This is a genomic window from Paraburkholderia phenazinium (genome assembly GCF_900142845.1).
Classification (GTDB): Bacteria; Pseudomonadota; Gammaproteobacteria; order Burkholderiales; family Burkholderiaceae; genus Paraburkholderia; species Paraburkholderia phenazinium_A.
This window is the reverse complement of sequence record NZ_FSRU01000001.1, coordinates 1,436,251-1,463,045: the sequence shown is the minus strand read 5'-3', so window position 1 is coordinate 1,463,045 and position 26,795 is coordinate 1,436,251. Positions and strand designations below refer to the sequence as shown.

Here is a 26,795-nt window from a genome sequence, read left to right as displayed (position 1 = left end):
CAGGGCCCCGATGTCCGCCGCGTACTAAACTTTGCCTACGTGCCGGCGCTCATGCTGAACGCGAGCGCTACCTTCGCGCCGCCGGATCGGAGCGCGTGAAACCGAAGATCGCGCTAACCCGCTCGCCACCCGCGAAAGCCAGCGACAACAGCAACAGAAAGCCCCACGCGCAGTCGCCGAAGAACTGCGACACACCCAGCAGATTGAACAGGCTCGCGAGGAACTGCAGCACCGTGGCGGCGAAGAACACCGAGATGATGCGGCCGCGGCCGCCGGCGGGATTCACGCCGCCCATCACGGCAATCAGGATCGAGATCAGCAGATACGAGTTGCCGTAGTCCCATTTCGCGCTGGACGTATGGGTCGCGCTGATCAGGCCGGCCAACGAGGCGAGCACGCCGCACATCGTGTAGGTCAGAATCAGCATCCGCGCGCGCGGAATGCCCGCATAAAAAGCGGCCTTGGGATTGGTGCCCATCAGATACAGGCGCAAGCCGAACGGGCTGCGTTTGAGCAACCAGCCCAGCACGACGATGGCGGCAATGAAGATGATGAACGAGATCGGCACCTGAAACGCGGTGCCGTTGCCGATATCCGAAAGCTGGTCGACATACTCGACCGGCACCGATGCGCCGTTGCTCAACACCACGGCGATGCCGGTAAACAGCAACTGTGTGCCCAGCGTGCAGAGAATCGGCGTGAGCCGCAGCTTCGCAATCACGACGCCGTTCAAGAGGCCGCCGAGCAGCCCTATCGCCACGACGATCGCGCAAAACAAGGCCGTGTAAGCGACTGGCGAGGCGTCGGCGCTGAGACACTTCGGCACGATCAGCGCGGCGATCATGCCCGACAGATTCGCGAGGCCGACGCCGGACAGATCGATACCGCCGTTGCCGGAGATCATCGAAAGCATGATGCCGAGTGCAAGCAGGCCGAGTTCGGGCAACTGGCTGCCCATCGACTGCAGATTGTCGACATCGACAAACTGGCCGTGCGACAGCGCTGTCGCCACCAATACGACCAGCACGTTGACGGCCAGCAAGAAATTCAGTTGCCGGTCGGCGAACAGTTTTCCAACAGCGAACGAGGACTTCATGGTGAAGAGAAACTCCGTCAGACTGCATGAAACTTCAGCGGGCCGTTGAGGTGCGATCCATGAGACCTCAACGAGCAGTGAACGCGCCCTGCGTGTATCTGCAGTGCACCTTCAGTGCGCAGACACCGGCTGGCCCGCCTGACTCAATAGCTGGTTCACTTCGCTTAACGTCGGCATCGACGGCGCCGTGCCCGGACGTGTCACGGAGATACCGGCCAGCGCACAACCGAAGCGCATCGCCTCCACGGGATCCGCGCCGCGTGCCAGCGCTGCGGCAAACCCGCCCGTGAAACCGTCGCCCGCACCGGCCGTCTCCACGACGCGACCGCACTGGAACGCCGGCACCAGCACCGACTGCCTGGCGGAATGAAGCAGCGCCCCCGCTTCGCCAAGCGTCACGATCACCGTGCCCACGCCTTTGGCAAGCAGCACGTCGGCTGCGCGCCGCGCGTCGTCGGCGTTCTGGATCGGCACGCCCGTCAAGGCGGCGGCCTCCGTTTCGTTGGGCGTGATGTAATCGCACAGCGGGAAAATGTCGTCGTCGAGCGGTAACGCAGGCGCGGGATTGAACACCGTGATGACGCCGTGCCGCCGTGCCACTTCAAGACCGCGTCGCGCTGCTGCGAGCGGTTGCTCCAGTTGCGTGACGAACACCTGCGCGGCAGCGATATCCGCTTCGATCGCATCGACATCGGCCGCGTTCATCGTGCCCGCCGCGCCCGAGGCGACGATGATGGCGTTCTTGCCGTTGGTGTCGTCGACGAAGATGTGTGCGGCGCCGGTCGAGACACCCTCCACCGTCGTGGCCCGCGCGGTGATGCCTTCCGCGGTCCACGTCGAGCGCGCGATCGCGCCGAAGGCATCGTTACCGATGCGTGTGCAGAAGACCACTTGCGCACCGGCCCGCGCTGCAGCGACCGCCTGATTCGAACCCTTGCCGCCCGGGCCCATCGCGAAGGCCGAGCCGGCGATGGTCTCGCCGATCAGCGGCATGCGTTCGGCGCGAAACGTCAGATCGGTCACATAGATGCCGAGAATGACGACGCGTCCGCTCTGTTGGGACTGCGTGCTCATTTTTGCTGCTCCCCGGCACTCGGCGCGTCCGGCGCCAGCAACACGCCCTTGGTGAACACGAAGCAGCCGTAACCGCGCCGCTCGCCGGTGGCGATCACGCAATACGCTTTCTTGGCGCGTTCATAAAACGCGAAACGCTCGATGGAAGCAAACGGCAGATCGCGCCCTTCGGCCGCATTCACTTCGGCCTGCGCCTCGCGTTGCACAGCAGGAATCGTGTTCGGCTCGCCGACTACTTCCATGCGCTGCGCCGGATGCTCGACAAAGGTATCGAGCGGCAGCACAGACAGCACCGCGCGAACCGCGCGCGCCGCATCCGCGCCGTCGAAACGCAGCAGCTTGCCCAGCACCGTTGCGCGCGCAACGGAGTCGGCGGGGAAATTCGCATCGCAAATCACCACTTCGTCGCCGTGGCCCATCGCGCGCAGCGCGTGCAACACATCGGCATTCAACAGCGGGTCCAGATTCTTCAGCACGGTGTCTCCTCCATGTTCGATCGGCCTGCTACCCGTCCACAATCGGACGGTCAGTCTCCGTAAGGTATCCAGATGTTCTTCACTTGCACAGCCTGACGCAGCCAGGCCGGTCCTTCTGTCGAGCGGTCGAACCAGTCGAACTGGCGCCCATGATCGACAAAGGTGCGCTTCAGATTACCCACCGAGGCGCGTTCGACGAGCGCCGAATCCGCCGCGCCGCCGAAGCACCAGAGCGCGTCGACGTCGTCGTGTTTCGCGAGCGCCGGCAGCAAGGCGGCGCGCTCGCCCGTGACGATGTTCAACACGCCGCCGGGCACATCCGAGGTTTCGACCACCTGATACAGGTCCGTCGCCGTCAGCGGGCAGGCCTCGCTCGGCAGGACCACCACGCGGTTACCCATTGCCAGCGCCGGTCCCACCAGCGAGACGAAGGCCAGCAGCGGCGCTTCATCCGGGCAGGCAATGCCGATCACGCCCAGCGGTTCGTGCATGGCCAGCGCGACGCCGCGCAACGGCGGCGTATGCACCGCGCCGTCGAACTTGTCGGCCCACGCGGCGTACGTGAAGAGCCGCGTCACGGCAGCTTCGACTTCCGCATGTGCGGCGGTCTCGTCGGCGCCGGTGCGCACCACCAGTTGCCGCGCGAATTCGTCGGCCCGTACCGTGAGATTCTCCGCGAGGTAGTACAGCACCTGGGCGCGATTGTGCGTGCTGGCCTGCGACCACTTGCCTGCGCCGCGCGCCGCCTCGACGGCATTGCGAATGTCCTTGCGGTTGCCCTCGCCCACTTCGCCGACGAGTCCACCGTCTGCACCATGGACGGGCAGCGAATAACCGCCGTCGGGGCGAACCTGCTTGCCGCCGATAAAGAGCTTCGCTGTGCGATCGATCGCCGTCACGTTCAAGCCGCTCGCGTTCGACAGCGCCTCAAGCGAACCCGTTGCCGCAGCCCGCGCAGGACGCTCGGCGAGCTTAAGCCACGCGCGCGGCTTCAGATATTCGTAAATGCCCTCGCGACCGCCTTCACGGCCATAACCCGACTCGCGATAGCCGCCAAAGCCGACCGCGGCATCGAACAGATTGGTTGCATTGATCCAGACCACGCCGCATGCGAGACGCGGTGCGATGTCGAGCGCGCGGCCGATCGTTTCGCTCCACACGCTCGCGGCCAGGCCATAACGCGTGTTGTTGGCGAGCGCCACCGCTTCATCCGGCGTGCGGAAACTCATCGTCACCAGCACGGGGCCGAAAATTTCTTCCTGGGCGAGCATCGAAGCGGGCGCGACACCGGTCACGAGCGTCGGTGGGTAATAGCAACCGTGTGCAGGCACGGTGGCATCCGGCGACTGCCACACCGCGCAGCCTTCGCGGCGGCCGGCTTCCACCAGCGATTCAATCCGTTCGAGCTGCACCGGATCGACAATCGCGCCGATATCGATGCTCTTGTCGAGCGAGGAGCCGACACGCAGGGTCTCCATGCGGCGCTTCAGCTTGTCGATGAAACGCGCTTCGATGCCCTCCTGCACGAGCAGGCGCGAACCGGCGCAGCACACTTGCCCCTGGTTGAACCAGATCGCGTCGACTACACCTTCGACCGCGCCGTCCAGGTCGGCATCGTCGAACACGATAAACGGCGACTTGCCGCCGAGTTCGAGCGTCAACGACTTGCCCGAGCCTGCAGTGACCGAGCGGATCTGCCGACCGACTTCGGTCGACCCCGTAAACGCCAGCTTATCGACTTCAGGATGCTCAACAAGGGCGGCGCCGGTGCGGCCATCGCCGGTCACCACGTTCAGCACGCCCGCCGGCAAGCCGGCGCGATGCGCCAGTTCGGCAAACAGCAAGGCGGTAAGCGGCGTGTATTCCGCGGGCTTCAGCACGACGCAATTGCCGGTTGCAATGGCCGGCGCGATCTTCCACGCAAGCATCAGCAAGGGGAAATTCCACGGCACGATCTGCCCGACGACGCCCAGCGGCGCGAAGTCGACGAACTCGCTATCCTGCAACTGCGCCCAACCCGCATGATGCAAGAAGTGACGCGCGACAAGCGGTACGTCGATGTCGCGCGTCTCGCGAATCGGCTTGCCGTTGTCGAGCGCTTCGAGGACGGCGAACAGCCGGCTATGCCGCTGCACCATGCGCGCCAATGCATACAGATGACGCGCGCGCCCCGCGCCGCCCAGCGCCAGCCAACCAGGCTGCGCGGCGCGGGCCGCGGCGACCGCTGCGTCGATATCAGCCGCATCGCCCTGGGCAAGCTGCGCGAGCAACTCACCCGTGGCCGGTTCACGCGATTCGAAGCGCTCGCCCGAAGCCGGTGCGCGCCACGCGCCGCCAATGAAATGACCGAAGCCGGCCTCGTGCTGCGCGAGCCAGGCCCGCGCGGGCTGATCGTCCTCGGGTGCGGGACCGTACTCCATCGAAGAAAAATATTCGGCTACGCTCATGGGATCGGTCTGCTTAAGCAACGGGGTGACGATTGAAGGAGGAATAACGGCCGCTCACGTGATGCTCGAGCTGGCGTTCGATGTCGGCGAGGAGACTCGATGCGCCGATCCGGAACAACTCCGGTTCGAGCCAGGCGCGTCCCAGTTCCTCTTTCATCAGGATCTGATAGGTCAGCACGGATTTCGCAGTGGACACACCGCCGGCAGGCTTAAAGCCGATCAGGACGCCAGTGCGCTCCTGGTAGTCGCGGATCATCCGCACCATCACCAGCGAGACGTCGAGCGTCGCATTCACGCCTTCCTTGCCGGTGGAAGTCTTGATGAAATCGGCACCCGCCATCATGCAGACCATCGACGCACGCGCCACGTTCGACAGCGTGCGGATATCGCCGGTGGCGAGAATCGCCTTCAGATGCGCCGGCCCGCAGGCCGCGCGGAAATCGCGCACTTCGTTGTAGAGCGCCTGCCAGTTACCGGTCAGCACGTGTTCGCGCGTGACGACGATATCGATCTCTTGCGCGCCGTCCGCCACCGACGCCTCGATCTCTTTGAGCTTAAGCGGATGCGGGATCAGGCCCGCCGGAAAACCCGTGGACACCGCCGCGACCGGAATGCCGCTGCCTTGCAGCGCATCGACCGCAGCGGCGACGAAGCGGTGATACACGCACACCGCGCCAGTAGTGATGGTCTGCGGCGCAATGCCGAGCGCGCTGAGGATGTCGGCCCGCACCGGCTGGCGCGCTTTCGCGCAGAGGCGCCGCACGCGGCCTTCGGTGTCGTCGCCACTCAGCGTGGTCAGGTCGATGCAGGTGACGGCCTTCAATAGCCACGCCGCCTGCGCATCTTTCTTGACGGTGCGCCGCGTGCCGAGCGTGGCCGTGCGCCGCTCGACGGCCGACTGGTTGACCCGCAAACCGTCGAGCCAGGCAGCGTCGAACGGTACGCCGGGATTGCGTTCCGGATGAATGGCCTGATCGCGCCGCAACGCGATGACCGAGGAAGACGAAGAAGGAGCTTCAGGCATGGGACGTCCGTGATTTTGTGCAGCGCACAGCAACGGCTGATGGTTTATTCGCAACCATCGTACATCGAATGATAGGATCGTAACAAGTGGCGTTACGATCATTTCCTTACGTGCGGTTTGCGGGAGTGGCGCGGCGCGCCGACCGCTTGGTTCATCCTGGTTTGCCCATCGGTGTTTTCACCAGGCAAGAGGGTGCGGAGTGCGTGCGGGGGGTGCTTGCGGCGAAGCGCGCACGGATCAAGCTGTGGCACGATGAGCGTCCTGCCCCTCAACCCTCTCTATCCCTTGCGGATATCGTTTCAGTGCCGAACCGGCACAACGTCCACGCTTTTTCGCACCGCTCGATGCGGCGACGCACGAGCATCTGCAGCGCATCTTTCTGCAGTACGAAGGTGAAGATGCGCTATGCGCACAGACGCTGTCTGCAGCGGGACGGCCGCTCCACGCGCAGGCCGCCGGCGCGTCGCTCTTATGGGCGAGTTTCGAAGCACTGTGCATCGCGAGCCGTTCGCATCTCGACTATCTGGATCTCGCCGAGCGCTGGCAAGGGCTGATCGTCGACCAGTTGGAGACGCACTGGCTTGCGACACCGCATACGCTGCAGCGCTTCGTGTGGCTGGTCGATATTTTCTACGACCGTAAGCGCGCGTTGTTCATCGCTTCCGATCAGCCCATCGCTGGTCTTGAAGGTGCGCACGATCTGTCGCGTACGCTGAGCCGGCTAGCCGAAATGCAGTCGCGTGCGTATCCGAACCCGCTCGAAGGCGTAGCGGTGTAAAGATCAGCGGCGCGCAAAGGCCGTGGTCAGACGGCTCGTGGTCGCCTTCTGTGCCGCGTCGTCCTTGGCGAAGTCAGGTGAGCCGCCGACCTTCGACATCTCCGGGTCGCTCGCCATTTTCGTTTCGATCGACATCTCGATCATCCGCTGCATCGTATAGATCGATTCTCCCCGTCCCATGCCCGTATCGCGCAACAGGTGATATGCGGTCTTGGTGCCGGAATCCTTGTCGAACAGTTCGGCGAACTTTTTCTGGCGCGATTTGCGCGTGCCGTTCGGCTCTTTCATGATCTTGTCCCACTCGGTCGCAAGTTTCTCCGACTTGACGGGATCGCTCGTGCCCATGTGATAGTCCACCACGGCATACGCGTGCTTGCCGACGAGGTCGCGCGTTTCCTTCTTCGCAGCGGTCGAGCGGGTGTCATTGATCTTCGAGCCCTTGAAGATCCGTCCGAAACGCTCGTTGCCCGCTTGCACGCGAGCCTGCGCGGTGAATGCGGAATGAATGTCCTTGATTGCCTTGTCGTGCGAATCGCCGAGGTCGCTGATGATCTTCTTCTTGTCGTCGGACGCGCCCGGCCCGGCGTACTCGTTGGCAAAAGCCTGGCGTCGTTGCAACGCGTAGCTGCCGACCACTTCCGCCTTGTCGTTGCGCATGCGCTGCTTGAGTCCGCGGATGCCCTTCGCGACGTCGAGCGAACCGGCCGCTGAAAGCGCGCTGCCCGCAATGCGGGTGTGTCCCGCAACCGCTGCCGCGTGCGATCCGGCCAGGGCCACCGACGCGCCGTGCGTGCCGATGGCCGTCGCCGTCGCGGCACTGATGGACACGGTATTGCGGATGAATTCGTACGCGGCGCGGTTGCCCTGCTTTGCGGCGACGTCGTCTTTCAGGAACGCGGTGAGCAGCACGTTCTTCGCATGGGCACTCTCGTTCTTCAACTCGGGATCGTCCGAGGCGGCGAGCTTTTTCACGGCTTCCATGTCGTATTCGAGCTCGGCGGGTTTGGCGGCGGACGTAGCGTCCTGATTGCCGTCGGCGCGCTGCTTGCCCTTCGTATCGGCCGCCTTCGCGTCGTAGACATCGTCGAGTTTCTTGATGGCGTTCTTGCGTTTGAAGATCAACGCCTCTGGCCGCATTTTCACACTGGGATCGCGGCCATGGAACTTCGCTACGTCGTCCTTCAGCATGGTGTCGAGCTGTGCACCGTAGCGCTTCTTGCGCTGGGTCGCGGCGAAGAACGCATGACTGTTGACTACGGCGCCGACGGTTTCGTGGGCTGCCGTCAGGCTGCCGCCGACCAACGCGGCGTCGACCGTGCCGGCTGTCGTATGCGTGCCGATGCCGACCGCCGCCGCCACCGACGCGCCCGGACGCAGCTTGTTGGTTTCGAGCAGCGAAAAGCCGGGCTTGTCGCGATCGACCGGCTGGCCGAAGCGTTGCGCGCGGGGCGGCATGCGGAAGCCGGGATCTTCGGGGCCTGCTTTTGCGGCAGGCTCGGCGTCGGCCTTGATCGAGCCTGCGCGCGACGGCGGCGGCGATGCATCCGCGGTCGCGGTGCGCGTCACGGTTGACGCGCCCGGCACGGGCGGCGGCGGTCTCGTCGGAGCAGCCGGCCTCGTGCCGACAGTTGGCGTCTGCACGGTAGCGTGCAACGCAACGCCCTGTGCGCTTTCATTCGCCGCGGTGGATAGCGACGGCAACCGCCTGGTTGGAATCGGCGGCCTTCCCGCGGGGATATTGCCTGGCGTCGCCGCGCCTGGCGGCAGCGCGGGCAAAGCCTTGTCCCGCAACGCGGTTGAATTACTCGAACCCTGTCCACGCGTTGCATCCTTGCTGCCCTGCGCGCCAGCGGTGCCCACCGCGAAGGTCACCGTTTTGCGCGGCGGGTTCGTGTCATTTTGCACCGCTGAAGCCGGGTGTCCGCTTAGCCGCGCAATCTCGGGCGCGACCGAATTCGGATTCGCCGACGGCTGCCCGTCCGGCTTTTTTTCCTGCGGCTTGTGCCCGGTATCGACGGGGCTGCTGTTAGCGGGTCCCGCCGTAGACGGGGCCATCTTCTGGGTGTTCAGCATGCGATATCTCGTCGGCGATGGGTTCGGCGAAAGCACGCGGCTACCTTCGGCTGCCCGCGGCGCAAAGCCATCATATGAATCGCAGCGCCGGTTCGTCGCACCGCTAGCGAAGCAAGCGGCGAAAACACGAAGATGGCCCGACCGATCCAAAGCAACGAAGCCCAATAAGCGAACGAGGTTCGATGTGTCGCCGAGCTTAAGATGCGCCAGCCATGCTTATTTATGCGCGCGCATTCGCATGCATGCTTATCGGGTCAGTGCCATATCAATCCCGCGACGCCATCGCCAACAAATCCGACCGACCCTCAAATCAAACGCAGCAAAATCTTTGCAGCATTCCGAGCGCGTGCTAGTCTCGAATGGACAGCCCCCACGGAGCGCAGAATGCAGACCTGCAAATCGTGTTCGGACCTACATGGTCGCCCTGCTTCGACCACCCAACTGTGTGAGATGGCGCTGCTTGGCGTAGGCGAGCTGTGCGGTGTTCCCGCCGTCGAGCATTACCGCTGCGTCGCCTGCGGCTCATCGTTTTCGCGCGTGCTGATCGGCGCCAGTTGCGATTGCATCTGGCGATTCCTCGATGGCCGGGGCGCGAGCGAAGACCGTGCGGCGCCGTCGGCGGCCCCAGCGTAAGCACTCAGGGCCGCAGGAAGTGGACTAGGCCGCTTAGGAAAGTTCTCGGCCCGATGACGCTCCGGGCCGCAACGCGGTTCGATTCACTTCCCCTTGCCGGCGCCCCAGCGCTTCGCGTCGAGCAGGCAATCGAACAGGCGGTCGCGGTCCTTCTTCGACAACGGCGACAGTCCGAGCAGTTCGGTGAAAATCAGCCCTCTCGCGGCCGCCCAGCGCAGCAGGGCGAGATCCGGATCGGCGGCCTCCGCCTTGATGGCGTCGATCTTCTTGTTGTCGAGCTTGCGGGTGCTGGCAAGCAACTCCGGGTCTTCAACCATCGCCGCAATGACCGCCAGCGCGACCGAGTGATGCTGGTTCACGGCTTCGCGCGCCGTCGCGATCTGCGACAGCAACGTGAGCTCCGGCGTCGCCGGGTCAGATGCGGCCAGATACTGCTGCGAGAACTGCTCGAAGTGTTCGACCTGATGCGCCAGCAGGGCCTTCAGGATGCCGTTCTTACTGCCGAACTGATGCAGCAGCCCCCCCTTGCTGATGCCGCTCTCGCGCGACAGCGCCTCGAACGTCAGTTCACCCGGACCGTCGCGGGCAAGAATGGCGAGCGCCGCCTGAATGGCGGCGTTACGGGATCGTTCCGAGCGAGTGGGATTGTCCATGAGCTCCAGCAAAGAGAGTAGCGATTGCACGCGCAGACCGCGGTCCCGCAAGACCGGCCGCGCGCACGAGGCCAGAAAAATCCCGCCATTATCGCCGGTTTGAGCGCGTTGGCGGAGCTTCAGGGGTGCGATACCGCCCCGCCCGTCTCAACGCCTGACGAGATGACCGCCGATTTTTGGGCACATTCACGGCCACCCAAAAACAAACCGTACATCCGGTTTACATTCTAAACTGGCGATGCTACGCTTCGGTCTCGCATCACGGGCAGCCGGATCAGGCCCGGGCGCCCTCATCGCAAGGCACACTCAACGGAGCTTCAAATGGACAAATCCAATCACACACGGCTACTGGTGATCGCGATCGCATGCGCAGCGCTGGTCGGCTGTTCGAGCGTGCAGCCGGTCGCTTATTCGGGGATCGATTCGTCGAGCTACCTGCAACCCAACTCGCAGCGCGACGCTGCACGGATCCCCTACCGCTACGCGACCCTCGCGGACTGGCGGCGGTACCGCAAGCTGATCATCGACCCTGTGATCGTCTATCGCGGCCCCGACAATCAGTTCGGCACAATGCACGACGCGGACAAAACCACCCTTGCCAGCTACATGCAGACCACCTTCGCGCAGAAGCTGGGCAAGCATTTCGAACTGGCGAACACGGCCGCGCCGGACACCTTGCGCCTGAAACTGACGCTCACCGGCGCCGAGACCAGCACGGCGTTCCTCTCAACCGTGTCGCGATTCGATATCGCAGGCGGTCTCTACAACGGCGTCCAGGCCATCCGCGGCGGTAACGGCGCATTTACCGGCTCGGTTACGTATGCCGTGGAGATATACGATGCGTCGACCAACCGCCTGCTGCATGCCTATGTCTCGAAGCAGTATCCGAACGCCATGAATATCGGCGCTACCTTCGGCTCGCTCAGTGCTGCAAAAACCGGTATCGACAAGGGCGCCGACGCGCTCGCCGCCCAGCTAAACTAGTCGCGGATCCGGAGACCGCCGTGTCCAGCAGGCAAGCACTGCGGTACTTCATCTGGCTCGTCCCGTTTACCGCGGCGGCGATTTGTATCGCATTCCTTATCGAGTCGCTCAACGCCCGTGGACCGAACGTGACGATCAGCTTCGTCAGCGCCGAAGGTCTGGAACCCGGCAAGACAAAACTCCGCTACCGGAACCTCGATATCGGCTCGGTCAAGGCGATCCGCCTGTCGAACGATCACGCGCGCGTGCTGGTCGACGCGCAATTGACCGGCACGGCCAAGCCGTTCGCAGTGCAAGACACGCGCTTCTGGGTGGTGCGCCCCCGCATCGGCTCGAGCGGCATCTCCGGGCTCGAAACCGTGCTATCGGGCGCCTACATCGGTGTGGACCTGGGCCGTTCGCGCGAGCGCTGTTCGCAGTTCGCCGGGCTCGAAACGCCGCCCACCGTCACCAGCGAGCGCAACGGGCGTCGTTATGTCCTGCACGGCAGTTCGCTCGGCTCGGTCGATATCGGTTCGCCGGTGTATTACCGCCACATGCAGGTCGGACAGGTGACCGGGTTTTCGCTGGATCGGGACGGCAACGGCGTGACTATCGATGTGTTCGTCGATGCGCCCTATGACCGCTACGTCGACGTCAAATCGCGCTGGTGGCACGCGAGCGGCGTCGATCTGCGGATCGACTCGGCCGGGCTCAAGCTCAACACGCAATCGCTCGCGACGGTCCTGCTGGGCGGCATCGCTTTCCAGCAGCCGCCGCCGGATCAGTCGGTCGGCGAAGCGGCGCCGGACGGCGCCGGCTTCAGTCTCGCCGACGACGAGGCCAACGCGATGCAGAAGCCGGACGGTCCCCCGGCTCAGGTGATCATGAAGTTCGAGCAGTCGCTGCGCGGGTTGTCGGTCGGCGCGGCGGTGGACTTCCATGGCATCGAACTGGGTTATGTGACCGCGATCGATGTCGCCTACGACCCGAAGCGCGGCGACTTCACCATGCCGGTGACGATGAATCTGTTTCCAGACCGGCTGGGCCGCAGCTATCGCGAATCGGTCGGCCACGGCGACCCGCAAGAAGGCAAGGCGCTGCTGCGCAAACTCGTGGCGCGCGGCTTGCGCGGACAGTTGCGCACCGGCAATCTGCTGACGAATCGGCGTTACGTGGCGCTCGACATGTTTCCCGGTGCGCGCCCCGTCTCCGTCGACATGAGCCGGACGCCGCTCGTATTGCCGACCGTACCGAACACGCTAGAAGAACTGCAGGTGCAGATCGGGGACATCGCAACCAGGCTCGATCAGGTGCCGTTCGCGGAGATAGGCAGCAACCTCAACAAGACGCTAGGGAGCGCCGCTCACCTGTTCGACCAACTCGATACGCAACTCGTGCCGCAGGCGCGCGACACGCTGCAAAGCGCGCAGCAGACCTTCAGCGCCGCGCAGGCGACCTTGCAGCAGGACTCGCCTCTGCAGTCCGATCTGCACCTGGCGCTCACGCAATTGACGCGGACGTTGCAGACGCTGAACCAGCTTGCGGACTATCTCGAGCAGCATCCCGAGTCGTTACTGAGCGGCAAGGCACGAGACAAACGGCATTGAGACGAGATCTGCCCGCTGCGGGCCATGTGATAACTTACGTCGATTCCGTCTTCCGCCGTACGTCGCGGCAAGTCTCGCCTGACCGGTCACCATGAGCTCATGAGCAGATTGAACTTCGATACCGTCGTACTCGGCGCGGGTATGGTCGGCGTGAGCGTTGCCGTGCATCTGCAAAAGCGCGGCCGCCAGGTCGCACTGGTGGACCGCAAGCTGCCCGGCAACGAAACCTCGTTCGGCAATGCCGGCCTGATCCAGCGTGAAGGCGTCTATCCCTATGCGTTTCCGCGCGGACTTGGCACCCTGCTTCGCTACGCGCGCAACCAGTCGCCTGACGTTCGCTACCATGCCGATGCGCTGCTCAGGGTAGCGCCATTTCTGTGGCAATACTGGCGCAATTCGCATCCGGCAAAACATGCGGCGATTGCGAAGTCCTACTCGACTTTGATCGAACATTGCGTCAGCGAGCACCGGGCGCTGGCGGCGGATGCCGATGCGAGCGCGTTGTTAAGGCCAATCGGCTGGATCAAGGTGTTTCGCACCGAAGCGGCACGCGACGCGGAAAACCGGCTCGCCGAACGGTGGCAACGCGAGTATGGCGTCGCCTTCGAATCGCTCGACCCGGCCGCCCTGCACCAGGCCGAACCCGATCTCGCCACAACCTTGTCCGGCGGTTTGCGCTATCCGGCATCCGATTCCGTGAGCGACCCGAACGCGCTCGTCACCGCCTACGCAAAATATTTCGAAGCGCTCGGTGGACGGTTTTTCATCGGCGATGCCGACTCGCTTCGCGCAGGTTGGGAGGTCGATACGCAGGACGGCACGATCACGGCGCCATCGGCGGTGGTGGCGCTCGGTCCGTGGTCGGATCGCGTGAGTTCGCGGCTCGGTTACCGTCTGCCGCTTGGCGTCAAACGCGGCTACCACATGCACTATGCGGCCCACGCAGGGGCCCGCCTGCATCATCCGGTGCTGGACGTAGAAGTGGGCTACGTGCTGGCGCCTATGGCACGCGGCATCCGCTTGACCACGGGCGCGGAAATCGCCCTTCGCGATGCGCCCAGGACGCCCATCCAGCTTGAAGCCGTGGAGCCGGTTGCGCGCACGCTGTTTCCATTGGGCGAGCGTCTCGACGAACAGGCCTGGATGGGAGCGCGCCCATGCACAGCCGACATGCTGCCCATCATCGGGCCGGCCCCGCGTCACCGCGGACTGTGGTTTGCGTTCGGCCATGCGCATCACGGATTGACGCTCGGCCCCATCACGGGCCGCCTGATCGCCGAGATGATGACCGGTGAGGAGACCGTAGTGGATGCGCGGCCGTTCAGGGTAGAGCGGTTTTAGTCGCACCTGTCCCGTGACGACAAGCGGCGCTGACGACGACGGCGACAGCAGCCGCCCGAAGCGGCTGCGCCACACGCACGTCAGGCCGAATCCATGTGATCCCGCACCGCATCGCGCGGCACGGTCTGCGCGAGCGGCTCGCCGAACTGCAGCGCGGCAAGCTGGGCGTAGAGCGGCGAACTCAGCAGCAGCTCGGCATGACGCCCCTGCGCGACGATGCGCCCATGCTCCAGCACGACAATGCGGTCGGCTTGCTGCACCGTCGCGAGGCGGTGTGCGATGACGAGCGTGGTGCGGTTCTGCGCGGCATTGTCGAGCGCCGTCTGGACCAGCCGTTCGCTGGTTGCGTCGAGCGCGCTGGTGGCCTCGTCGAGCAGCAGGATGGGCGGATTCTTGAGGATCGCGCGCGCGATTGCGATGCGCTGACGCTGTCCACCGGACAAGCGTACGCCGCGCTCGCCGAGAAACGTGTCGTAGCCTTGCGGCAAGGCTTCGATAAAGCCGGCTGCAGCGGCCATGCCGGCGGCCCGCTGCACGTCTGCAAGCGTCGCTTCGGGCGCGCCATAGCGGATGTTGTCGAGCACGCTACCCGAAAAGATCACCGACTCCTGTAGCACGACGCCGATTTCCCGCCGCAATTCGACCAGCGGCACATCCCGCGTCGGGACGCCGTTAATCAGAATGGTGCCGGACTGCGGATCGTAAAAGCGCAGCAGCAACTGGAACAGCGTGGTCTTGCCCGCACCTGATGGGCCCACCAATGCGACATGCTCGCCCGCGCGAACATGGAGCGACAGACCGGAAAGCGCCGCAATGCCGGAGCGGGACGGATACGAGAAGCTCACGTCGTCGAACTGGATGCCGTCGCCACGCGCCGGCAGCGCGACCGTCGTCCCCGCCTGCACGACCGGCGAGCGCGCCGCCAGCAGTTGCAGCAAACGTTCGGTCGCGCCGGCGGCGCGCTGCAGATCGCCCCACACCTCGGCGACCGCCCCCACCGCGCCGGCAGTAAACACCGCGTACAGGATGAACTGGGACAACTGGCCGGCCGTCATGCGCCCGGCCAGCACCGCCTGCGCCCCGAGCCACAGCACGAACACGATGGCCGTGAATATCAGCACGATCACCACCGCGGTCAGCCAGGCGCGCGCCCGAATCCGGGTAAGCGCCGTGTCGAAGGCGGTTTCCACCGCACCCGCAAAGCGCCGCGACTCGAACGGCTCCTGCGTGAACGACTGCACGGTCGGCATGGCGTTGAGCACCTCGCCCGCCAGCGCGCTCGCGTTCGCTACCTTGTCCTGGCTGGCACGCGAGAGGCGCCGCACGCGTCGTCCAAAGATGACGATAGGCGCCACCACCACGAACAACGTGGCGATGATGTACCCGGACAGCACGGGACTTGTCACCACCAGCATCGCGACACCGCCGATCAGCAGGAAGAAGTTGCGTAGCCCTAGTGACAGGCTGGTGCCCACCACCGCCTGGATCAGGGTGGTGTCGGCAGTCAGCCGCGAAAGCACCTCGCCGGTTTGTGTGGTTTCGAAGAACTGCGGACTCATCTCCAGCACGTGGTCGTAGACCGCGCGCCGCAAATCGGCCGTAACCCGCTCGCCCAGCCAAGACACCAGGTAGAAACGCAGCGCCGTGGCGCCGGCCAGCACCAGCGAAACGCAGAAGAGCGCGAGGAAATAGCGGTCGATATGCGCCCGCTCGCCGCTGGCGAACCCGCGGTCGATCAGGTACTTGAACGCCACCGGCAGCACCAGCGTGGCCCCCGCCGATGTCACCAGCGCAAGGAACGCGAGCGCCCAGCGTCCGGCATACGGGCGCAGGAACGGAAACAGCGCGAAGAGGGGCGCGATGCGCGGCGCAGGTGAGGCGGGGTCTGACATCGGGATTCCCGGGCGGGTCGAAGATCATCCGATTGTGCCAGTCTTGCGGATTCGACGGCGTGACATGATGAAAGCGGGCGGCCGGTCCGTTGGTGGGTTCGTGCTGGGTTCCTGTTTGCCTGGATGCGGCTCGGGCGTGCTTGCCGCGACTCGCCATCTGTATCAAGATCAGATCGACTCATCTGGAATCCCCCTTCCCATGACCGATGATCCCGATCCCAACGCCGACCCCGACAAACTGAAAGGCCCCGGCGGCATGACCTTGCGCCAGATTCACGAACAGGTGCAAAAGAGCGTCCAGCGCGACCGCCAGGAGCAGGCCGCCCATCACGCTGCCGCGCCGCCGCAAAGCCGGTGGCAGCGCTGGGTGCGCTATGTGTGGGGCCGCAGCGGCCGTCGCTAGCGGCTCGGGGCGCCGACGCGGCGACCGCGCGCGTTTGAGCGTGGCCGCGGCTTAGTCGGCCGCTGCCGCCTGCACCAGCGCGACGACGCCATCAATGGCCTTCATCAGATCCGCAGGCGCACCATGCCGCGCCTGCAGGTAGCTCGTTGCGTTATACGAGAACCAGACGCGGCCGTCGCCGTCCTGCCACACCAGAACCTTGAGCGGCAAATCGAGCGCCGCCGTCGGCACCGCTTGCATCAGCGGCGTCCCGGCGCGCGGATTGCCGAATACGAGCAACTGCGACGGATTCATCGTCAGGCCCGCGCGCTGTGCGTCCGCGGCGAAATCAATGCGGGCGAACAGGAGAATCTGCTTCGCTTCGATCAGCGCGGCGAGTCGGTCGGCGGCTTCCGCTACTGAGCGATGCGTGGGTAGGGTGACGATGCCGTTGTCGGTTGTTGGCGTGGACATGGGGGCTCCTGGGGGGTGGCGAGCGTGGTCGCTCGAGTTTAACCGCTCGCAAAACGACGCGCGTGAGCGAAGGCTCGCCTTATGCCCGCTCTTACGATATTCCTTGCCTCGATTCCGACCGGCTGATCGGCGGCGAGCAGATTGGGCTCGCGCTCGACAGTGGCGGCATGCTGCCCCTGTCGATTAGCGGTAGAGAATCTGCCGCTTGAGATCACACCCGCGCCATCGCTTCACGATTGACGGTCCACCATTGCCCCGACCGGCGGCGCTGGCTCCGCCCCCTCTCTAGCGGACACCTCTACGGAATTAGGCTGCGTGGACAGGCGCAGATAAGCCGCCGCCAGCCTGCGCAGTTCTTCTTCCGACGCATCCTCGATACCGATCAGCTGATTGTTCGCGGCCCGATGCGAGGACAGCAGCTCATTCAGTTTCAGATGCAATGCGACGCTATCCTTGTTCTGGCTTTGCTGGATCAGGAAGACCATGAGAAACGTGACGATGGTGGTGCCGGTGTTAATGACCAGTTGCCATCCGTCGGAGTAGTGAAAAATCGGCCCCGTCACGATCCAGATCAGAACCGTCAATACGGCGAGCGTGAAGGCCGTGGGCGAGCCGGTCCATCGGGTCACGAGGCTGGCAAACCGGTCGAACAGACGCGTAATCGGATGACGCCCGGCATACGCGGGGCTCGCTGTATCCGGGACGGTGCCGAGTTCGTCAGTCGGCGAAGGGGCGACAGGCTTGATAGGCATGACCGGCTCCAGAAGCTTGACGTCTTCGACGTCCTTAACGCCTTTCTGTCAGCACGATCCATGCCGCACGGCTCCGAAGCCGATGCCGGCCTCCCGCTACGTGAGTGAGCAAGCAAGCCCTGGGCGATCTAATCGCCGCCATTCGCAGAAAGAATGCCCTCCAGCAGGTTCGCCTGATCGGCCAGGGATTTGAGCATGAAACTCGAACTGACGATGTAGACAACCTGGCCATTCATGCCGCCATCCTCCGACAGCAAACCGTAGGTTTCGTCTCGCCACTGCACCCAGGCCTTTTGCGCGTTATTGAGCCTGGCGATCGCATCGGGATTGTCTTGCCACAACTTCAGAATCTTGTTGTACGCCGTGTTAATCCGCTTCTTCTGAAACTTGATTTCCGCGACATCGCAATTGGACGCCGCCGATTGATCGTAGAAACCAGGTGGACCGGCTTTCGCTATACAAGCCGCATATTCCTTGGAATACGGACTCGGAGTTTGGGAATTCCCTTGCGCGTGCGCGAAACCGCAGGCCAGCAAAACAACCGGAATGGCGAGATATTTTTTCATCGGTTCTTTTTATCGAAGATGGCTTTGAATAATCAGTGGGCGCGCTATGCGTGACGCTCGCCCACTGCATCTTCGATTGTCAGTGATTTGCATGGCCATGTCGAACGGGCGCCCTCGCCGGCAAACCTTAGCCATTTATCTTCGACATCACCGCCGTAGCCGGATCATATTGGTAACCCTTCTGGGCGAGTTGCAGACTCATGGTCGCGCCAATCAGCTTTTGCTGCGCGTCCCGGGATATCAATTCATGATCAGGCTTAAGCCGCTCCAGTTCCGATGCCAGCCTGCGGACAAGCGCGACTTCTCCCGTGCTGCGTGCATCGATGAACAAGATCTTTTCGCCGGCCTGGCCTAGCCGTTGTTTCAGATCCCTGGCATGCGCCACCCATTGTTCGGCATTGGTGCGCAGATCGCTGAGGGCCTTTTCGTGGGCTTTGGCCTGAGCCGATATCTGACGCTGCAAGGCGGCCACCTGCTCTGCGCTCTCCGGCTCGTCCGCGCGAGTGCCGGGATGCTGGCCGCGCTGGCCCTCCTGGCCGGCGGTCTCAGCGAGCTCTGCGAGGCGCTGCGCCAACTGGGCTGCATAGCGTTCGGCTGTATCGGCGCGCTCCTTCGCGGCGGAGGCGTCTTGCGAAACGCGGGCCAATTCGGCGCTCGCGGACGTTTTCGCCTCCGTGAGGGCGCCGACCTGCCCGCGGGCTGCTTCGAGTTCCTGGGTGATACGCTGCACTTCGTTGAGCTGATCCGACTCTGCGTCGAGTCGCGTCGCGGTTGCGTGGCGCTCTGTCTCCAGCACCTGGCGGGCCTCATCCAGTTCCGTCTGCAGAGCGGCAAGCCGCGTAAGGCTCTCGTTCGCCTGTGCCTCGGCGGCTTGCGCGCGCGAGGTGGCCTCGCCGGCTTCCTGCGACCACTTCGAGACCTCTTCCGACTTCGCCTCGCCCGTATTGCGCAACGTGGCGATCTGCTGCTGCGAGTCGTCGCGCTCCTGGGTGAGGCGCGCGATCTCATCGTTCTTATCCGAAAGAAGCGCGGCTAGCTCGTCACGTGCCTTGCGCTCTTCTTCAAGTGATGTCCGGGTGGTTTCCAGGTTGGCATTTTCCACCGATGCGCGCTGCAGGAGTTCCTCTACCCGCGCCTCGGCGGCTTGCGCGCGCGAGGTGGCCGCGCCGGCTTCCTGCGACCACTTCGAGATCTCTTCCGACTTCGCCAGGCCCGTGTCGTTCAACGCGGCGATCTGCTGCTGCGAGTCGTCACGCTCCTGAGTGAGTCGTGCCACCTCATCGTTCTTCTCGGAGAGCGCCAGCGCCGATGCTTCTCGCGCTCTGCGGGCTTCTTCGAGCGAGGCCTCGGTGGCCTGCAGACTCGCATCGGCCACCGACGCACGCCGCAGCAGTTCCTCGACACGGGCCTCGGCCGCTTGCGCACGCGAGGTGGCCGCGCCGGCTTCCTGCGACCACCTGGCGACTTCTTCCGATTTCGCCTGACCGGCCGCGTCCAAAGTCGCAACCTGCTGCCGTGCGCCATCGAGATCCTGAGCGAGCCGCGCTACCTCGTCATTCCTGTTCGCGACCAGCGCGGCCAATTCGTCACGCGCCTTGCGCTCTTCTTCGAGCGATGCCTGGGTCGCCTGCAAACTCGCATCGGCCACCGACGCCCGTTGCACGAGTTCCTCGACACGTGCCTCGGCCGCCTGGGCACGCGAGGTAGCCGCGCTGGCTTCCTGCGACCACTTGTCGATTTCTTCCGACTTCGCCTCACCGGCGGCGCGCAACGACGCGACCTCCTGCCGCGCGCCATCGAGCGCCTGGTTGAGGCTCGCGATCTCGCCGTCTTTACTCGCGACAACCGCGGTCAATTCTTCATGCGCCCGGCGTTCGTCTTCGAGCGATGCCTGGGTGGTTTCCAGCGTGGCGTCCGCCACCGACGCCTGCTGCACCAGTTCCTCGATCCGCGCCTCGGCCGTTTGCGCGCGCAACGTGAGCGCGCTCGACGCCTGCGACCACTTCTCCACCTCGTCCGACTTCGCCTGGCACTCGGCGCTCAGCGTGGCGGCCTCCTGCCGCGAGTCGTCGCGCTGCTGGGTCAGTTGGGCGATTTCATCGTTCCTGGCTGAAACCGTCGCGGCCAGTTCTTCACGCGCCTGGCGCTCGACTTCGAGCGATGCCTGCGCGGTCTCAAGATTGGCGTCCGCCGCCGACACCTGCTGCGTGAGTTCCTCTATACGTGTCTCGGCGGCATCCGCGCGGCCGGTCGCCGTGGCAAGTTCCGCTCCAAGCTGCGCGGCAGTCTGTTCCGAGGCGCCCAACGCCTCCGTCAGCGCAGCGAGCCGCTCGCGCCCGGCGTCGATTTCGTCCGCGAGCTTTTGAAACTCGGCTAGCGCTTCGTCCCGATCCGCCAGCGCGGCGTCGGCATGCTCGCTCGCCGCCGTGAGGCGCTGGCTGAAGGCCTTTTCCGCCTCGCCCTGGGAAGTCGTCCAGATCTGGCCCGCGGCGCTCATGAGGGTCTCGGCAAGCCCTTCCGGCAATCCGCCCGGTATCTGCAAATCCGGCGTTCTGGGCTGGCGGGCCTCGCGCCAGCGCTCCAGCGCCGCCACAATCGCCACCAGCGAACCGCCGCGCGCCTCCGACCAGATCGTCACTGGGGAAACCCGTCTGCCTTCTCCGACCATGCGATCGGCGATGGCAGCGACCTGCTCGTCGGTGATCAAGTCTGCGTCTTTGGACATAAGCGCCTCAAAAATCAATGTGAGCGGGCGGAAGACCGAGTCCCCAATACCTTACTACGTCCCGCGCGGTCTCCGTTGAAAGCCCGATGACGGCTGCCGTAATGTGAACACGTCTCGCGGGACGCGCGTCAGCCTACTCCGTGGCATGGCCGTGGCCCTGGCGCTGCCGCTGGAACGGACGAACCGCATCATGTCATCGGGACCGCGGGTCTTGCCGGGAGCTTGCCCGCTTCGCTCAGAAGGTCTGCCAATTATCCGCTTCGTTCGCGGCTGCGGCGGTGGCTGTGGACGGCGCGCTGCCGCCCGCCGGCTCGGCACGCACAGTGGTTCGGCGAGGCGTGGCCCGCGCCGGCGTCTTCGCGCTACGGGCAACCGGCTGCGCCCTTCTCGGCGAGGCGGATGACGCCGATGCCCCCGATGCCCCTCGTGCCGAAACCGCAGCACGCGGCGCGTCGCTCTCGACGCTGAAGACCGACACCGCATCGCGCAGGGCTTGCGCCTGCTGCGCCAGCGCCTGCGCCGCGGCCGAGGCCTGCTCGACGAGCGCGGCGTTCTGCTGCGTGACTTCGTCCATCTGGGTGATGGCGGTATTGACCTGGCCGATGCCGGTGCTCTGCTCCTCGGAGGCTGCGGCGAGCTCGTTCATGATATCGGTCGTGCGCCCGGCGGAGGTCACGATCTCGTCCATCGTCCGGCCGGCGTTTTCGACCAGCTTCGAGCCGGCATCGATGCGGCTCACCGATTCGGTAATCAGGTCCTTGATCTCCTTGGCGGCGGTGGCGCTGCGCTGGGCCAGCGTGCGCACCTCGCCCGCCACCACGGCGAAGCCGCGTCCCTGTTCGCCGGCGCGGGCCGCCTCGACTGCCGCGTTGAGCGCCAGGATGTTGGTCTGAAAAGCGATCCCCTCGATCACACTGATGATCTCGGCGACCCGCGCCGAGCTTTCGGCAATCTCGTGCATGGTCGCGACCACGCGGCCAATCTCCGCGCCGCCGCGTTGTGCAACGCTCGAACCCGAGGTGGCGAGCGTGCTGGCCTGCTTGGCGTTGTCCGCATTCTGGCGCACGGCGCTGGTCAACTGCTCCATGCTCGACGCCGTTTCCTCCAGGGAAGCGGCCTGTTCTTCCGTGCGCTGCGACAGATCGGTGTTGCCTTGCGCAATCTCGCTTGCGGCCACTGAAATCGACTCGCTCGAGCTTTTGATGCCGCTCACGATCGACGTCAACTGTTCCTTCATGGCGGCCAGCGAATACATCAGGCTGGCGTTGTCGCCGGCCTTCAGCGGCACCGTGACGCGCAGGTTGCCGGCTGCGATCGCACTGGCCATGGCGGCGGCTTCGCGCGGCTCGCCGCCGAGCTGCCGCGCGAAGCCGCGCGCGATGAACAGCGCCACGGCCAGCGCCACGGCGGCTGCGGCGGCGATCAAGCCGACCACCAGCGCGATCGCCGCGTGATAGGCGTCGCGGGCCGCCTTGCCTTCGCGCGCCGTGCCCTGCTCGTTAATGGCGACGATCTTGTCGATGTCCTTCGCGACGGCATCCCGCACCGTCCCGGATTGCCCCGTCAGGATGCTCATGGCCTGCTGCGGATTGCCGGCCTTCGCCGCCGTCCGAACCTGCTGATCGAGATCCATGTACTGGGGCATCAGAACCTGGATGTCCGCAAAGGCCGTCTTCTCTTCCGGCTCGGAAATGAGCTTTTCGTATTCCGCGCTCGCGCTACGGAAGGCCTCGATACGCGGCTCCATGCGCGAATCGACCGCCTGTACCTCGGCGGCCTTGTCGGTCGAGGCCATGCGGAATTCGGAGAGGCGCATCTGGTTCAGCGCGTTCTGCATCCGCAGGCTGCTGCTGACGCTGGCCGCCCACTTGTCGCGCAGCGCCGCGACATGATCGTTTTCGGCGCTGACCTCATAGAGCGAAAACACACCCAAGCCCACCAGCAGGAGGATGACAAGCGCAAAACCTGCAACGAGCTGCGTCACCACTCGCATGTTCTTAAGAAACGGCACGATGATTCCCTTGTTTGCTGTGACGGACTGGCCCGGCTGGACACTTCACGCTTGCCGCTTGCCGTTGGCCGGCATCGGATGCGCGGGGTTCAGAAGCGATGCTCGGACGGGATGAGCACGCGTGCCGGGGTCCAGCTCCAGCGTCACCATGGAATTGGACAATCTACCTAGGTGTTTACGACAGGTTTAAAGAAATATTTAGGTTCGGATACAGGAAGGGAGCGGGAAAGCGGCCGCTTTCCCTTCCGTTTCCTTCTCAGAGTCGCGTCATGCAGCCGGTACGACCGCCCCCACCTGCCGGTAGACCGCGGCCTCGAAGCCAATGAGCGTCTCGACGACCGGCATGTCGAAGAACGGCAGGATCTGCGTCATCAGCACCCCGCCGATGCCTTTCGCGCGGTCCATCCAGTAGTACGAATTGAAGATGCCGGCCCAGTCGGCGGTGCCGCTGCTGCGCATGCCCGGCAGATCGGCGAGTGTGAGGCAGAAGCCCAGCCCCCAACTCTGCGGCACCAGCCCTGTGGGCACCTCGTTCGACAACTCCGGCACCGTGGGCTTCACCGCTCCCGGAAGGACGATCGGCGCAAGGTGGTCCCGCAGCGCCAGTTGCACGGTCGCCGGCTCGAGGATGCCGGCGCCATCGTCAAGCCACGCCTGCAGGAAACGGCCGTAGTCCTGCACCGTCCCGTACGAGCCGTGGCCGGCCGCGTCCCATTCGGAGGTCGGCGGCAGATCGATGCCCGAAGGCGCCAGCGTACCGTCGGCCTGGCGCTGCATCACGCGCAGCAAGCGGCTGCGTTGCTCGGCGCTGGGCGTGAAGGTGGAATCGTTCATTCCCAGCGGACCATACACATGCTGCTTGAGATAGCTGCCGAGACTCTGCCCCGAGAGCTTTTCGACCACCAGCCCAAGCCAGTCGACGTTGGTGCCGTACTCCCAGGCGGTGCCGGGGTCGTTGACGAGCGGCACCGAGAGACTGCGCTTCAGGCCTGTGAGGGGATGGGGTTCACCCGTCACCTCGTGGTAACGCTTTAGCTTTTCGTTGAGGAAGAAGTAGCCGAAGCCGGCTGTGTGGGTCATCAGTTGGCGCACCGTGGCCTTGCTGGCAGGCGGGCGCAGCCGTGGCTGGTCGCCGTCGAAGCCGTCCAGCACCTGTAACTGGCCGAACTCCGGCAAAATCGATTCGACGCTGGCCTCGAGGCTCAGCAGCCCCTTCTCTACGAGCTGCAGTGCCGCCGTCGTGGCAACAGCCTTCGTCATCGACGCGTTGCGGAACAGCGTGTGTGGGCCGGCCTCGCCGGCGGCGTGATGAAACAGCGGGCCGTTGCGGTCGACGACCACTGCCGCAATGCCATGAACCCCGCCCTTCGAAACTGCCTTGTCCAGCAGCGCCTTGATGGCCGAACCGTCAAACGTCATGGGTGTCTCCTGCGTTCGTGATGGGAAGTCCGCACACGGCAGCGCATCGGCCGTGGTACGGCTCGCGATATTTTGCGCCAATGTGCGAGAAACGTGGTGACACGCCTGACCGGAGGGCGTGTTGTCGTCTACGCGGTAGAATCCGAGTCAATGCTCGCTTCTTACCAGGACCAGACCGCATCATGACGAAAACCCGGCACCCCTCCGTCAAGCCGCGCAAGATCCCCCAGCAATCCCGTGCCGAACAGACCGTTGCGACGATTCTGGAGGCCGCGGCGCGCGTGCTGGAAAGCAAAGGCATGGACGGCCTGAATACCAATCTCGTCGCGCAGCGCGCGGGCGTCAGCGTCGGCACCTTGTATCAGTACTTCCCCGGCAAGGACGCGATTATCGTTGCCCTGAGCAAGCGCGAGCATGCCGTGTTCTACGCCGAGGCCCAAGGCGCGCTGAGCCAGCCAACCGGTCAGAGCGCGTTGAAGTACATGATTACCGTCTCGGTTCACCAGCAACTGCGCCGTCCTCTGCTTGCGCGTGCGCTCGATTTCGAGGAAAACCGGCCGGCTATCAGCAAAGAGCTCGCGACATGCAAGGCTCCTTTTGGCGAGTTGGTTAGGCAGATTCTGGCGCATGACGATATTCCGCCGCAGCCGGACATCGAGATCGCGATCGACGACCTCGTCGCCATTCTGCGCGCCATGGTCGACGCGGCGGGAGAGCGCGGCGAAGTGAACCGCGGAGCGCTGGAATCGCGCGTCGGCCGTGCCTTGTTCGGATACCTTGGGATTGTGGATCGGCAGCCCGAAAAGTCACGCGCCAGGAAATAGACGATATTCCGCTGGCCGCGCAGCCTCACAAATGCGAGCAATGATTCGCATTGCGACTGTGACCGACACTTCAAACCCCCGCCAATACTGGGCCAGGCGCCCCACGAAAAGCTGTTGTCCAATGCGAGTTTTAAAATCGAGCAATTACTCGCAAAATTGACTCCGTGGGATGTCACACGAGCTGCTGAGATTGCACAGGGTCGGCTCTGTGACCGCTCCCACGACGGCACATTTCAACTTTTCTGCGAGAACCCTCATGAATCTTCACAAAGAAGCGAAACTGAACCACCTGAGCTTCCCCACCACCAACGTCGCCGAGACGGCTGCGTTCTTTGAAAAATACCTCGGCTGCGAGATCGTCGCGGTCGGCGAGAGCTGCCTGCTGAAACGGAACGGTTTTGACATCGTTCTGGACCACGTCAAGGAGGAAGCGCCGGTCTGGCCGACGAACTTCCACTTCGGTCTGGAGGTCGAGAGCCTCGACGACGTCCATACTCTCTACACGGAATTCCTGGAAGGCGGCGTTCTTATGGAAACGGCGGTCTTCAACAATTCGCGCGGATCGCGGTTCTTTTGCCGCTCGCCGGGTGGCGTCCTGATCGAAGTCAACACGCGTGAGGACATGCAAAAGCAGGAGCAATGGCAGAAGCTGTTTTAAAGCAGCGAGGTCGGCCATCGTGGCTAGTCGTTGTCTTTTGCCACGGCCGCGCCTTCGATCTGATGACGCTCCAGGGACGCCGCCACAAAACCCGATGCTTTCATGTCCTCGACAAACTTCGCCAGGTACGCAGCCGCATCAGCGCCCTTTGCCTTGGGCACGCCCATCGCCTGACGGATCACCATAAAGCGTTGATCGAGGATCCGCAATCCGCCGGCCTTCGCCGCATCTCGTTCCAGTTGCTGCTTGACGCCGGCGGCCACGTCCAGATGCTGATCCAGAAAGCCTTGCACCACGGCCGGCGAGGTCGGAATCCGCACGATTGTCGCGTGATGCAATTCGCGCGAGAGGAACAGATCGTAGGCACTGTCTTTGCCGACGGCGACCGTCACGCCCGCCTGATCGACCTGGGCGTTGGTGGTGATCGGCGATGCGTCGCGCACCAGATAAAAGCCTTCAATCAGCACGTACGGTTTCGTGAAACTGATTTCCTGTCCGCGCTTCGGATCGACGGCGAAGAAGCCGACGTCGGCCTTGTCCTGATTCACGTTGTCCACGGAGGCGCCCGCCGATCGAACCGCGACCAGTTGCAGCGGCACGCCGAGACGGCGGGCGAGTTCAGCGGCGAGATCGACCGATACGCCGACCGGCTTGCCGCTTGCCGGATCGAGGCTCGCCAGCACCGGGTTGCCCAGGTTAATGGAAGCGCGTAGCGTACCGCTCGGCGCAAAGGCTTTCACCACGGTTTCACTTACCTCGCTTGCAGCGGGTGAAACCGAGGCGGGAGCGAGGTTCGCGCCTTGGGTCTGTGCGAATGCCGAGGGGGCGCCAAAGGCGGACGACAGGACAAGCGTCGTGGCACAGAGCGTCGAAACAAGGCAACGGGACTTTTTCATTGAAGAGAAGGACGTAGGACGAGGAGGA

The 26,795-nt window shown here is 64.3% G+C and carries 23 protein-coding genes and 1 pseudogene; 9 read left to right on the top strand and 15 right to left on the bottom strand.

What is annotated here, in order from left to right; all coding sequences use genetic code 11:
• Positions 1-67: 67 nt before the first annotated feature.
• From BUS12_RS06345 to deoC, 5 genes are all read right to left on the bottom strand, one after another.
• Positions 68-1,096, bottom strand: coding sequence for an ABC transporter permease (locus tag BUS12_RS06345; protein ID WP_074294770.1), 1,029 nt, complete (start codon positions 1,094-1,096; stop codon positions 68-70).
• 111 nt (positions 1,097-1,207) lie between these two features.
• Positions 1,208-2,170, bottom strand: coding sequence for a ribokinase (gene rbsK / locus BUS12_RS06340; protein ID WP_074294768.1), 963 nt, complete (start codon positions 2,168-2,170; stop codon positions 1,208-1,210).
• Positions 2,167-2,646, bottom strand: a complete 480-nt coding sequence (locus BUS12_RS06335) for an RbsD/FucU family protein (protein WP_074294766.1) — start codon at positions 2,644-2,646, stop codon at positions 2,167-2,169. Before BUS12_RS06335 ends, rbsK begins: the two co-directional genes overlap by 4 nt.
• Before the next feature lie 50 nt (positions 2,647-2,696).
• A complete protein-coding gene (locus BUS12_RS06330) occupies positions 2,697-5,093 on the bottom strand; it encodes an aldehyde dehydrogenase family protein (RefSeq protein ID WP_074294764.1) in 2,397 nt (798 codons plus the stop codon).
• A gap of 13 nt (positions 5,094-5,106) precedes the next feature.
• A complete protein-coding gene (deoC, locus tag BUS12_RS06325) occupies positions 5,107-6,117 on the bottom strand; it encodes a deoxyribose-phosphate aldolase (RefSeq protein WP_074294762.1) in 1,011 nt (336 codons plus the stop codon).
• Positions 6,118-6,409: 292 nt separating this feature from the next.
• Between deoC and zapE the strand changes: the two are divergent.
• A pseudogene (gene zapE / locus BUS12_RS06320) lies at positions 6,410-6,895 on the top strand (AFG1/ZapE family ATPase); the annotation flags it as partial.
• Between the two features lie 3 nt (positions 6,896-6,898).
• Here the strand turns inward: zapE and BUS12_RS06315 are convergent.
• Positions 6,899-8,968: a hypothetical protein gene (locus BUS12_RS06315; protein WP_074294760.1), complete on the bottom strand. Its 2,070-nt coding sequence runs from the start codon at positions 8,966-8,968 to the stop codon at positions 6,899-6,901.
• A gap of 384 nt (positions 8,969-9,352) precedes the next feature.
• Between BUS12_RS06315 and BUS12_RS06310 the strand changes: the two genes are divergently transcribed.
• The gene (locus tag BUS12_RS06310) at positions 9,353-9,601 is read left to right on the top strand and encodes a hypothetical protein (protein WP_143788270.1); all 249 of its coding nucleotides are present in this window, start codon (positions 9,353-9,355) and stop codon (positions 9,599-9,601) included.
• Between the two features lie 83 nt (positions 9,602-9,684).
• On the opposite strand, the gene BUS12_RS06305 is transcribed toward BUS12_RS06310, so the two are convergent.
• The gene (locus BUS12_RS06305) at positions 9,685-10,254 is read right to left on the bottom strand and encodes a TetR/AcrR family transcriptional regulator (protein ID WP_074294756.1); all 570 of its coding nucleotides are present in this window, start codon (positions 10,252-10,254) and stop codon (positions 9,685-9,687) included.
• A 321-nt stretch (positions 10,255-10,575) separates the two neighbouring features.
• Between BUS12_RS06305 and BUS12_RS06300 the strand changes: the two genes are divergently transcribed.
• From BUS12_RS06300 to BUS12_RS06290, 3 genes are all read left to right on the top strand, one after another.
• Positions 10,576-11,238, top strand: coding sequence for a DUF3313 domain-containing protein (locus tag BUS12_RS06300; protein WP_074294754.1), 663 nt, complete (start codon positions 10,576-10,578; stop codon positions 11,236-11,238).
• A gap of 20 nt (positions 11,239-11,258) precedes the next feature.
• Positions 11,259-12,827, top strand: a complete 1,569-nt coding sequence (locus tag BUS12_RS06295) for a PqiB family protein (RefSeq protein ID WP_074294753.1) — start codon at positions 11,259-11,261, stop codon at positions 12,825-12,827.
• A gap of 108 nt (positions 12,828-12,935) precedes the next feature.
• Positions 12,936-14,168, top strand: a complete 1,233-nt coding sequence (locus tag BUS12_RS06290) for an NAD(P)/FAD-dependent oxidoreductase (RefSeq protein WP_074297177.1) — start codon at positions 12,936-12,938, stop codon at positions 14,166-14,168.
• 80 nt (positions 14,169-14,248) lie between these two features.
• Here BUS12_RS06290 and BUS12_RS06285 read toward each other — a convergent pair whose 3' ends face one another.
• The gene (locus BUS12_RS06285) at positions 14,249-16,060 is read right to left on the bottom strand and encodes an ABC transporter transmembrane domain-containing protein (protein ID WP_074294751.1); all 1,812 of its coding nucleotides are present in this window, start codon (positions 16,058-16,060) and stop codon (positions 14,249-14,251) included.
• 199 nt (positions 16,061-16,259) lie between these two features.
• Here BUS12_RS06285 and BUS12_RS06280 point away from each other — a divergent pair, with 199 nt between their 5' ends.
• A complete protein-coding gene (locus tag BUS12_RS06280) occupies positions 16,260-16,463 on the top strand; it encodes a hypothetical protein (RefSeq protein WP_074294749.1) in 204 nt (67 codons plus the stop codon).
• Positions 16,464-16,514: 51 nt separating this feature from the next.
• Here the strand turns inward: BUS12_RS06280 and BUS12_RS06275 are convergent, their stop codons facing one another.
• Positions 16,515-16,916: a DUF302 domain-containing protein gene (locus BUS12_RS06275; protein WP_074294747.1), complete on the bottom strand. Its 402-nt coding sequence runs from the start codon at positions 16,914-16,916 to the stop codon at positions 16,515-16,517.
• 62 nt (positions 16,917-16,978) lie between these two features.
• Here BUS12_RS06275 and BUS12_RS38705 point away from each other — a divergent pair, with 62 nt between their 5' ends.
• A complete protein-coding gene (locus BUS12_RS38705; RefSeq protein ID WP_171991604.1) occupies positions 16,979-17,125 on the top strand; it encodes a hypothetical protein in 147 nt (48 codons plus the stop codon).
• A 21-nt stretch (positions 17,126-17,146) separates the two neighbouring features.
• Here BUS12_RS38705 and BUS12_RS06270 read toward each other — a convergent pair whose 3' ends face one another.
• The 5 genes from BUS12_RS06270 to BUS12_RS06250 all read right to left on the bottom strand — a co-directional run bounded on the left by BUS12_RS06270 (position 17,147) and on the right by BUS12_RS06250 (position 24,389).
• Complete coding sequence (locus BUS12_RS06270; RefSeq protein ID WP_074294745.1) at positions 17,147-17,668, bottom strand: low affinity iron permease family protein; 522 nt, start codon at positions 17,666-17,668, stop codon at positions 17,147-17,149.
• Positions 17,669-17,796: 128 nt separating this feature from the next.
• Positions 17,797-18,234 carry a lysozyme inhibitor LprI family protein gene (locus BUS12_RS06265; RefSeq protein ID WP_074294743.1) on the bottom strand — a complete coding sequence of 146 codons (438 nt, stop codon included), beginning with the start codon at positions 18,232-18,234 and terminating at the stop codon, positions 17,797-17,799.
• Positions 18,235-18,361: 127 nt separating this feature from the next.
• Complete coding sequence (locus tag BUS12_RS06260) at positions 18,362-20,959, bottom strand: DNA-binding protein (RefSeq protein WP_074294739.1); 2,598 nt, start codon at positions 20,957-20,959, stop codon at positions 18,362-18,364.
• 235 nt (positions 20,960-21,194) lie between these two features.
• Positions 21,195-22,970 (bottom strand): methyl-accepting chemotaxis protein, encoded by a 1,776-nt coding sequence (locus tag BUS12_RS39625; protein WP_074294738.1) that lies wholly within the window; start codon positions 22,968-22,970, stop codon positions 21,195-21,197.
• 267 nt (positions 22,971-23,237) lie between these two features.
• The gene (locus tag BUS12_RS06250; RefSeq protein ID WP_074294737.1) at positions 23,238-24,389 is read right to left on the bottom strand and encodes a serine hydrolase domain-containing protein; all 1,152 of its coding nucleotides are present in this window, start codon (positions 24,387-24,389) and stop codon (positions 23,238-23,240) included.
• 182 nt (positions 24,390-24,571) lie between these two features.
• Between BUS12_RS06250 and BUS12_RS06245 the strand changes: the two genes are divergently transcribed.
• Together BUS12_RS06245 and BUS12_RS06240 are read left to right on the top strand one after the other, a co-directional pair.
• Positions 24,572-25,213 carry a TetR/AcrR family transcriptional regulator gene (locus tag BUS12_RS06245; RefSeq protein WP_074294736.1) on the top strand — a complete coding sequence of 214 codons (642 nt, stop codon included), beginning with the start codon at positions 24,572-24,574 and terminating at the stop codon, positions 25,211-25,213.
• A 256-nt stretch (positions 25,214-25,469) separates the two neighbouring features.
• Entirely contained in the window at positions 25,470-25,871 is a 402-nt protein-coding gene (locus BUS12_RS06240) for a VOC family protein (RefSeq protein WP_074294735.1), read from the top strand.
• Positions 25,872-25,894: 23 nt separating this feature from the next.
• On the opposite strand, the gene BUS12_RS06235 is transcribed toward BUS12_RS06240, so the two are convergent.
• Positions 25,895-26,767, bottom strand: coding sequence for an ABC transporter substrate-binding protein (locus BUS12_RS06235; protein ID WP_083640266.1), 873 nt, complete (start codon positions 26,765-26,767; stop codon positions 25,895-25,897).
• Between the last annotated feature and the right edge of the window lie 28 nt (positions 26,768-26,795).

Coding starts and splice junctions, on each gene's coding strand:
- BUS12_RS06275 (WP_074294747.1), bottom strand. CDS start 16,916: ATGTCCACGCCAACAACCGACAACGGCATCGTCACCCTACCCACGCAT.
- BUS12_RS06260 (WP_074294739.1), bottom strand. CDS start 20,959: ATGTCCAAAGACGCAGACTTGATCACCGACGAGCAGGTCGCTGCCATC.
- rbsK (WP_074294768.1), bottom strand. CDS start 2,170: ATGAGCACGCAGTCCCAACAGAGCGGACGCGTCGTCATTCTCGGCATC.
- BUS12_RS06235 (WP_083640266.1), bottom strand. CDS start 26,767: ATGAAAAAGTCCCGTTGCCTTGTTTCGACGCTCTGTGCCACGACGCTT.
- BUS12_RS06245 (WP_074294736.1), top strand. CDS start 24,572: ATGACGAAAACCCGGCACCCCTCCGTCAAGCCGCGCAAGATCCCCCAG.
- BUS12_RS06315 (WP_074294760.1), bottom strand. CDS start 8,968: ATGCTGAACACCCAGAAGATGGCCCCGTCTACGGCGGGACCCGCTAAC.
- BUS12_RS06240 (WP_074294735.1), top strand. CDS start 25,470: ATGAATCTTCACAAAGAAGCGAAACTGAACCACCTGAGCTTCCCCACC.
- BUS12_RS06270 (WP_074294745.1), bottom strand. CDS start 17,668: ATGCCTATCAAGCCTGTCGCCCCTTCGCCGACTGACGAACTCGGCACC.
- BUS12_RS06305 (WP_074294756.1), bottom strand. CDS start 10,254: ATGGACAATCCCACTCGCTCGGAACGATCCCGTAACGCCGCCATTCAG.
- BUS12_RS06330 (WP_074294764.1), bottom strand. CDS start 5,093: ATGAGCGTAGCCGAATATTTTTCTTCGATGGAGTACGGTCCCGCACCC.
- BUS12_RS06280 (WP_074294749.1), top strand. CDS start 16,260: ATGACCGATGATCCCGATCCCAACGCCGACCCCGACAAACTGAAAGGC.
- deoC (WP_074294762.1), bottom strand. CDS start 6,117: ATGCCTGAAGCTCCTTCTTCGTCTTCCTCGGTCATCGCGTTGCGGCGC.
- BUS12_RS06310 (WP_143788270.1), top strand. CDS start 9,353: ATGCAGACCTGCAAATCGTGTTCGGACCTACATGGTCGCCCTGCTTCG.
- BUS12_RS06265 (WP_074294743.1), bottom strand. CDS start 18,234: ATGAAAAAATATCTCGCCATTCCGGTTGTTTTGCTGGCCTGCGGTTTC.
- BUS12_RS06285 (WP_074294751.1), bottom strand. CDS start 16,060: ATGTCAGACCCCGCCTCACCTGCGCCGCGCATCGCGCCCCTCTTCGCG.
- BUS12_RS06300 (WP_074294754.1), top strand. CDS start 10,576: ATGGACAAATCCAATCACACACGGCTACTGGTGATCGCGATCGCATGC.
- BUS12_RS06250 (WP_074294737.1), bottom strand. CDS start 24,389: ATGACGTTTGACGGTTCGGCCATCAAGGCGCTGCTGGACAAGGCAGTT.
- BUS12_RS06345 (WP_074294770.1), bottom strand. CDS start 1,096: ATGAAGTCCTCGTTCGCTGTTGGAAAACTGTTCGCCGACCGGCAACTG.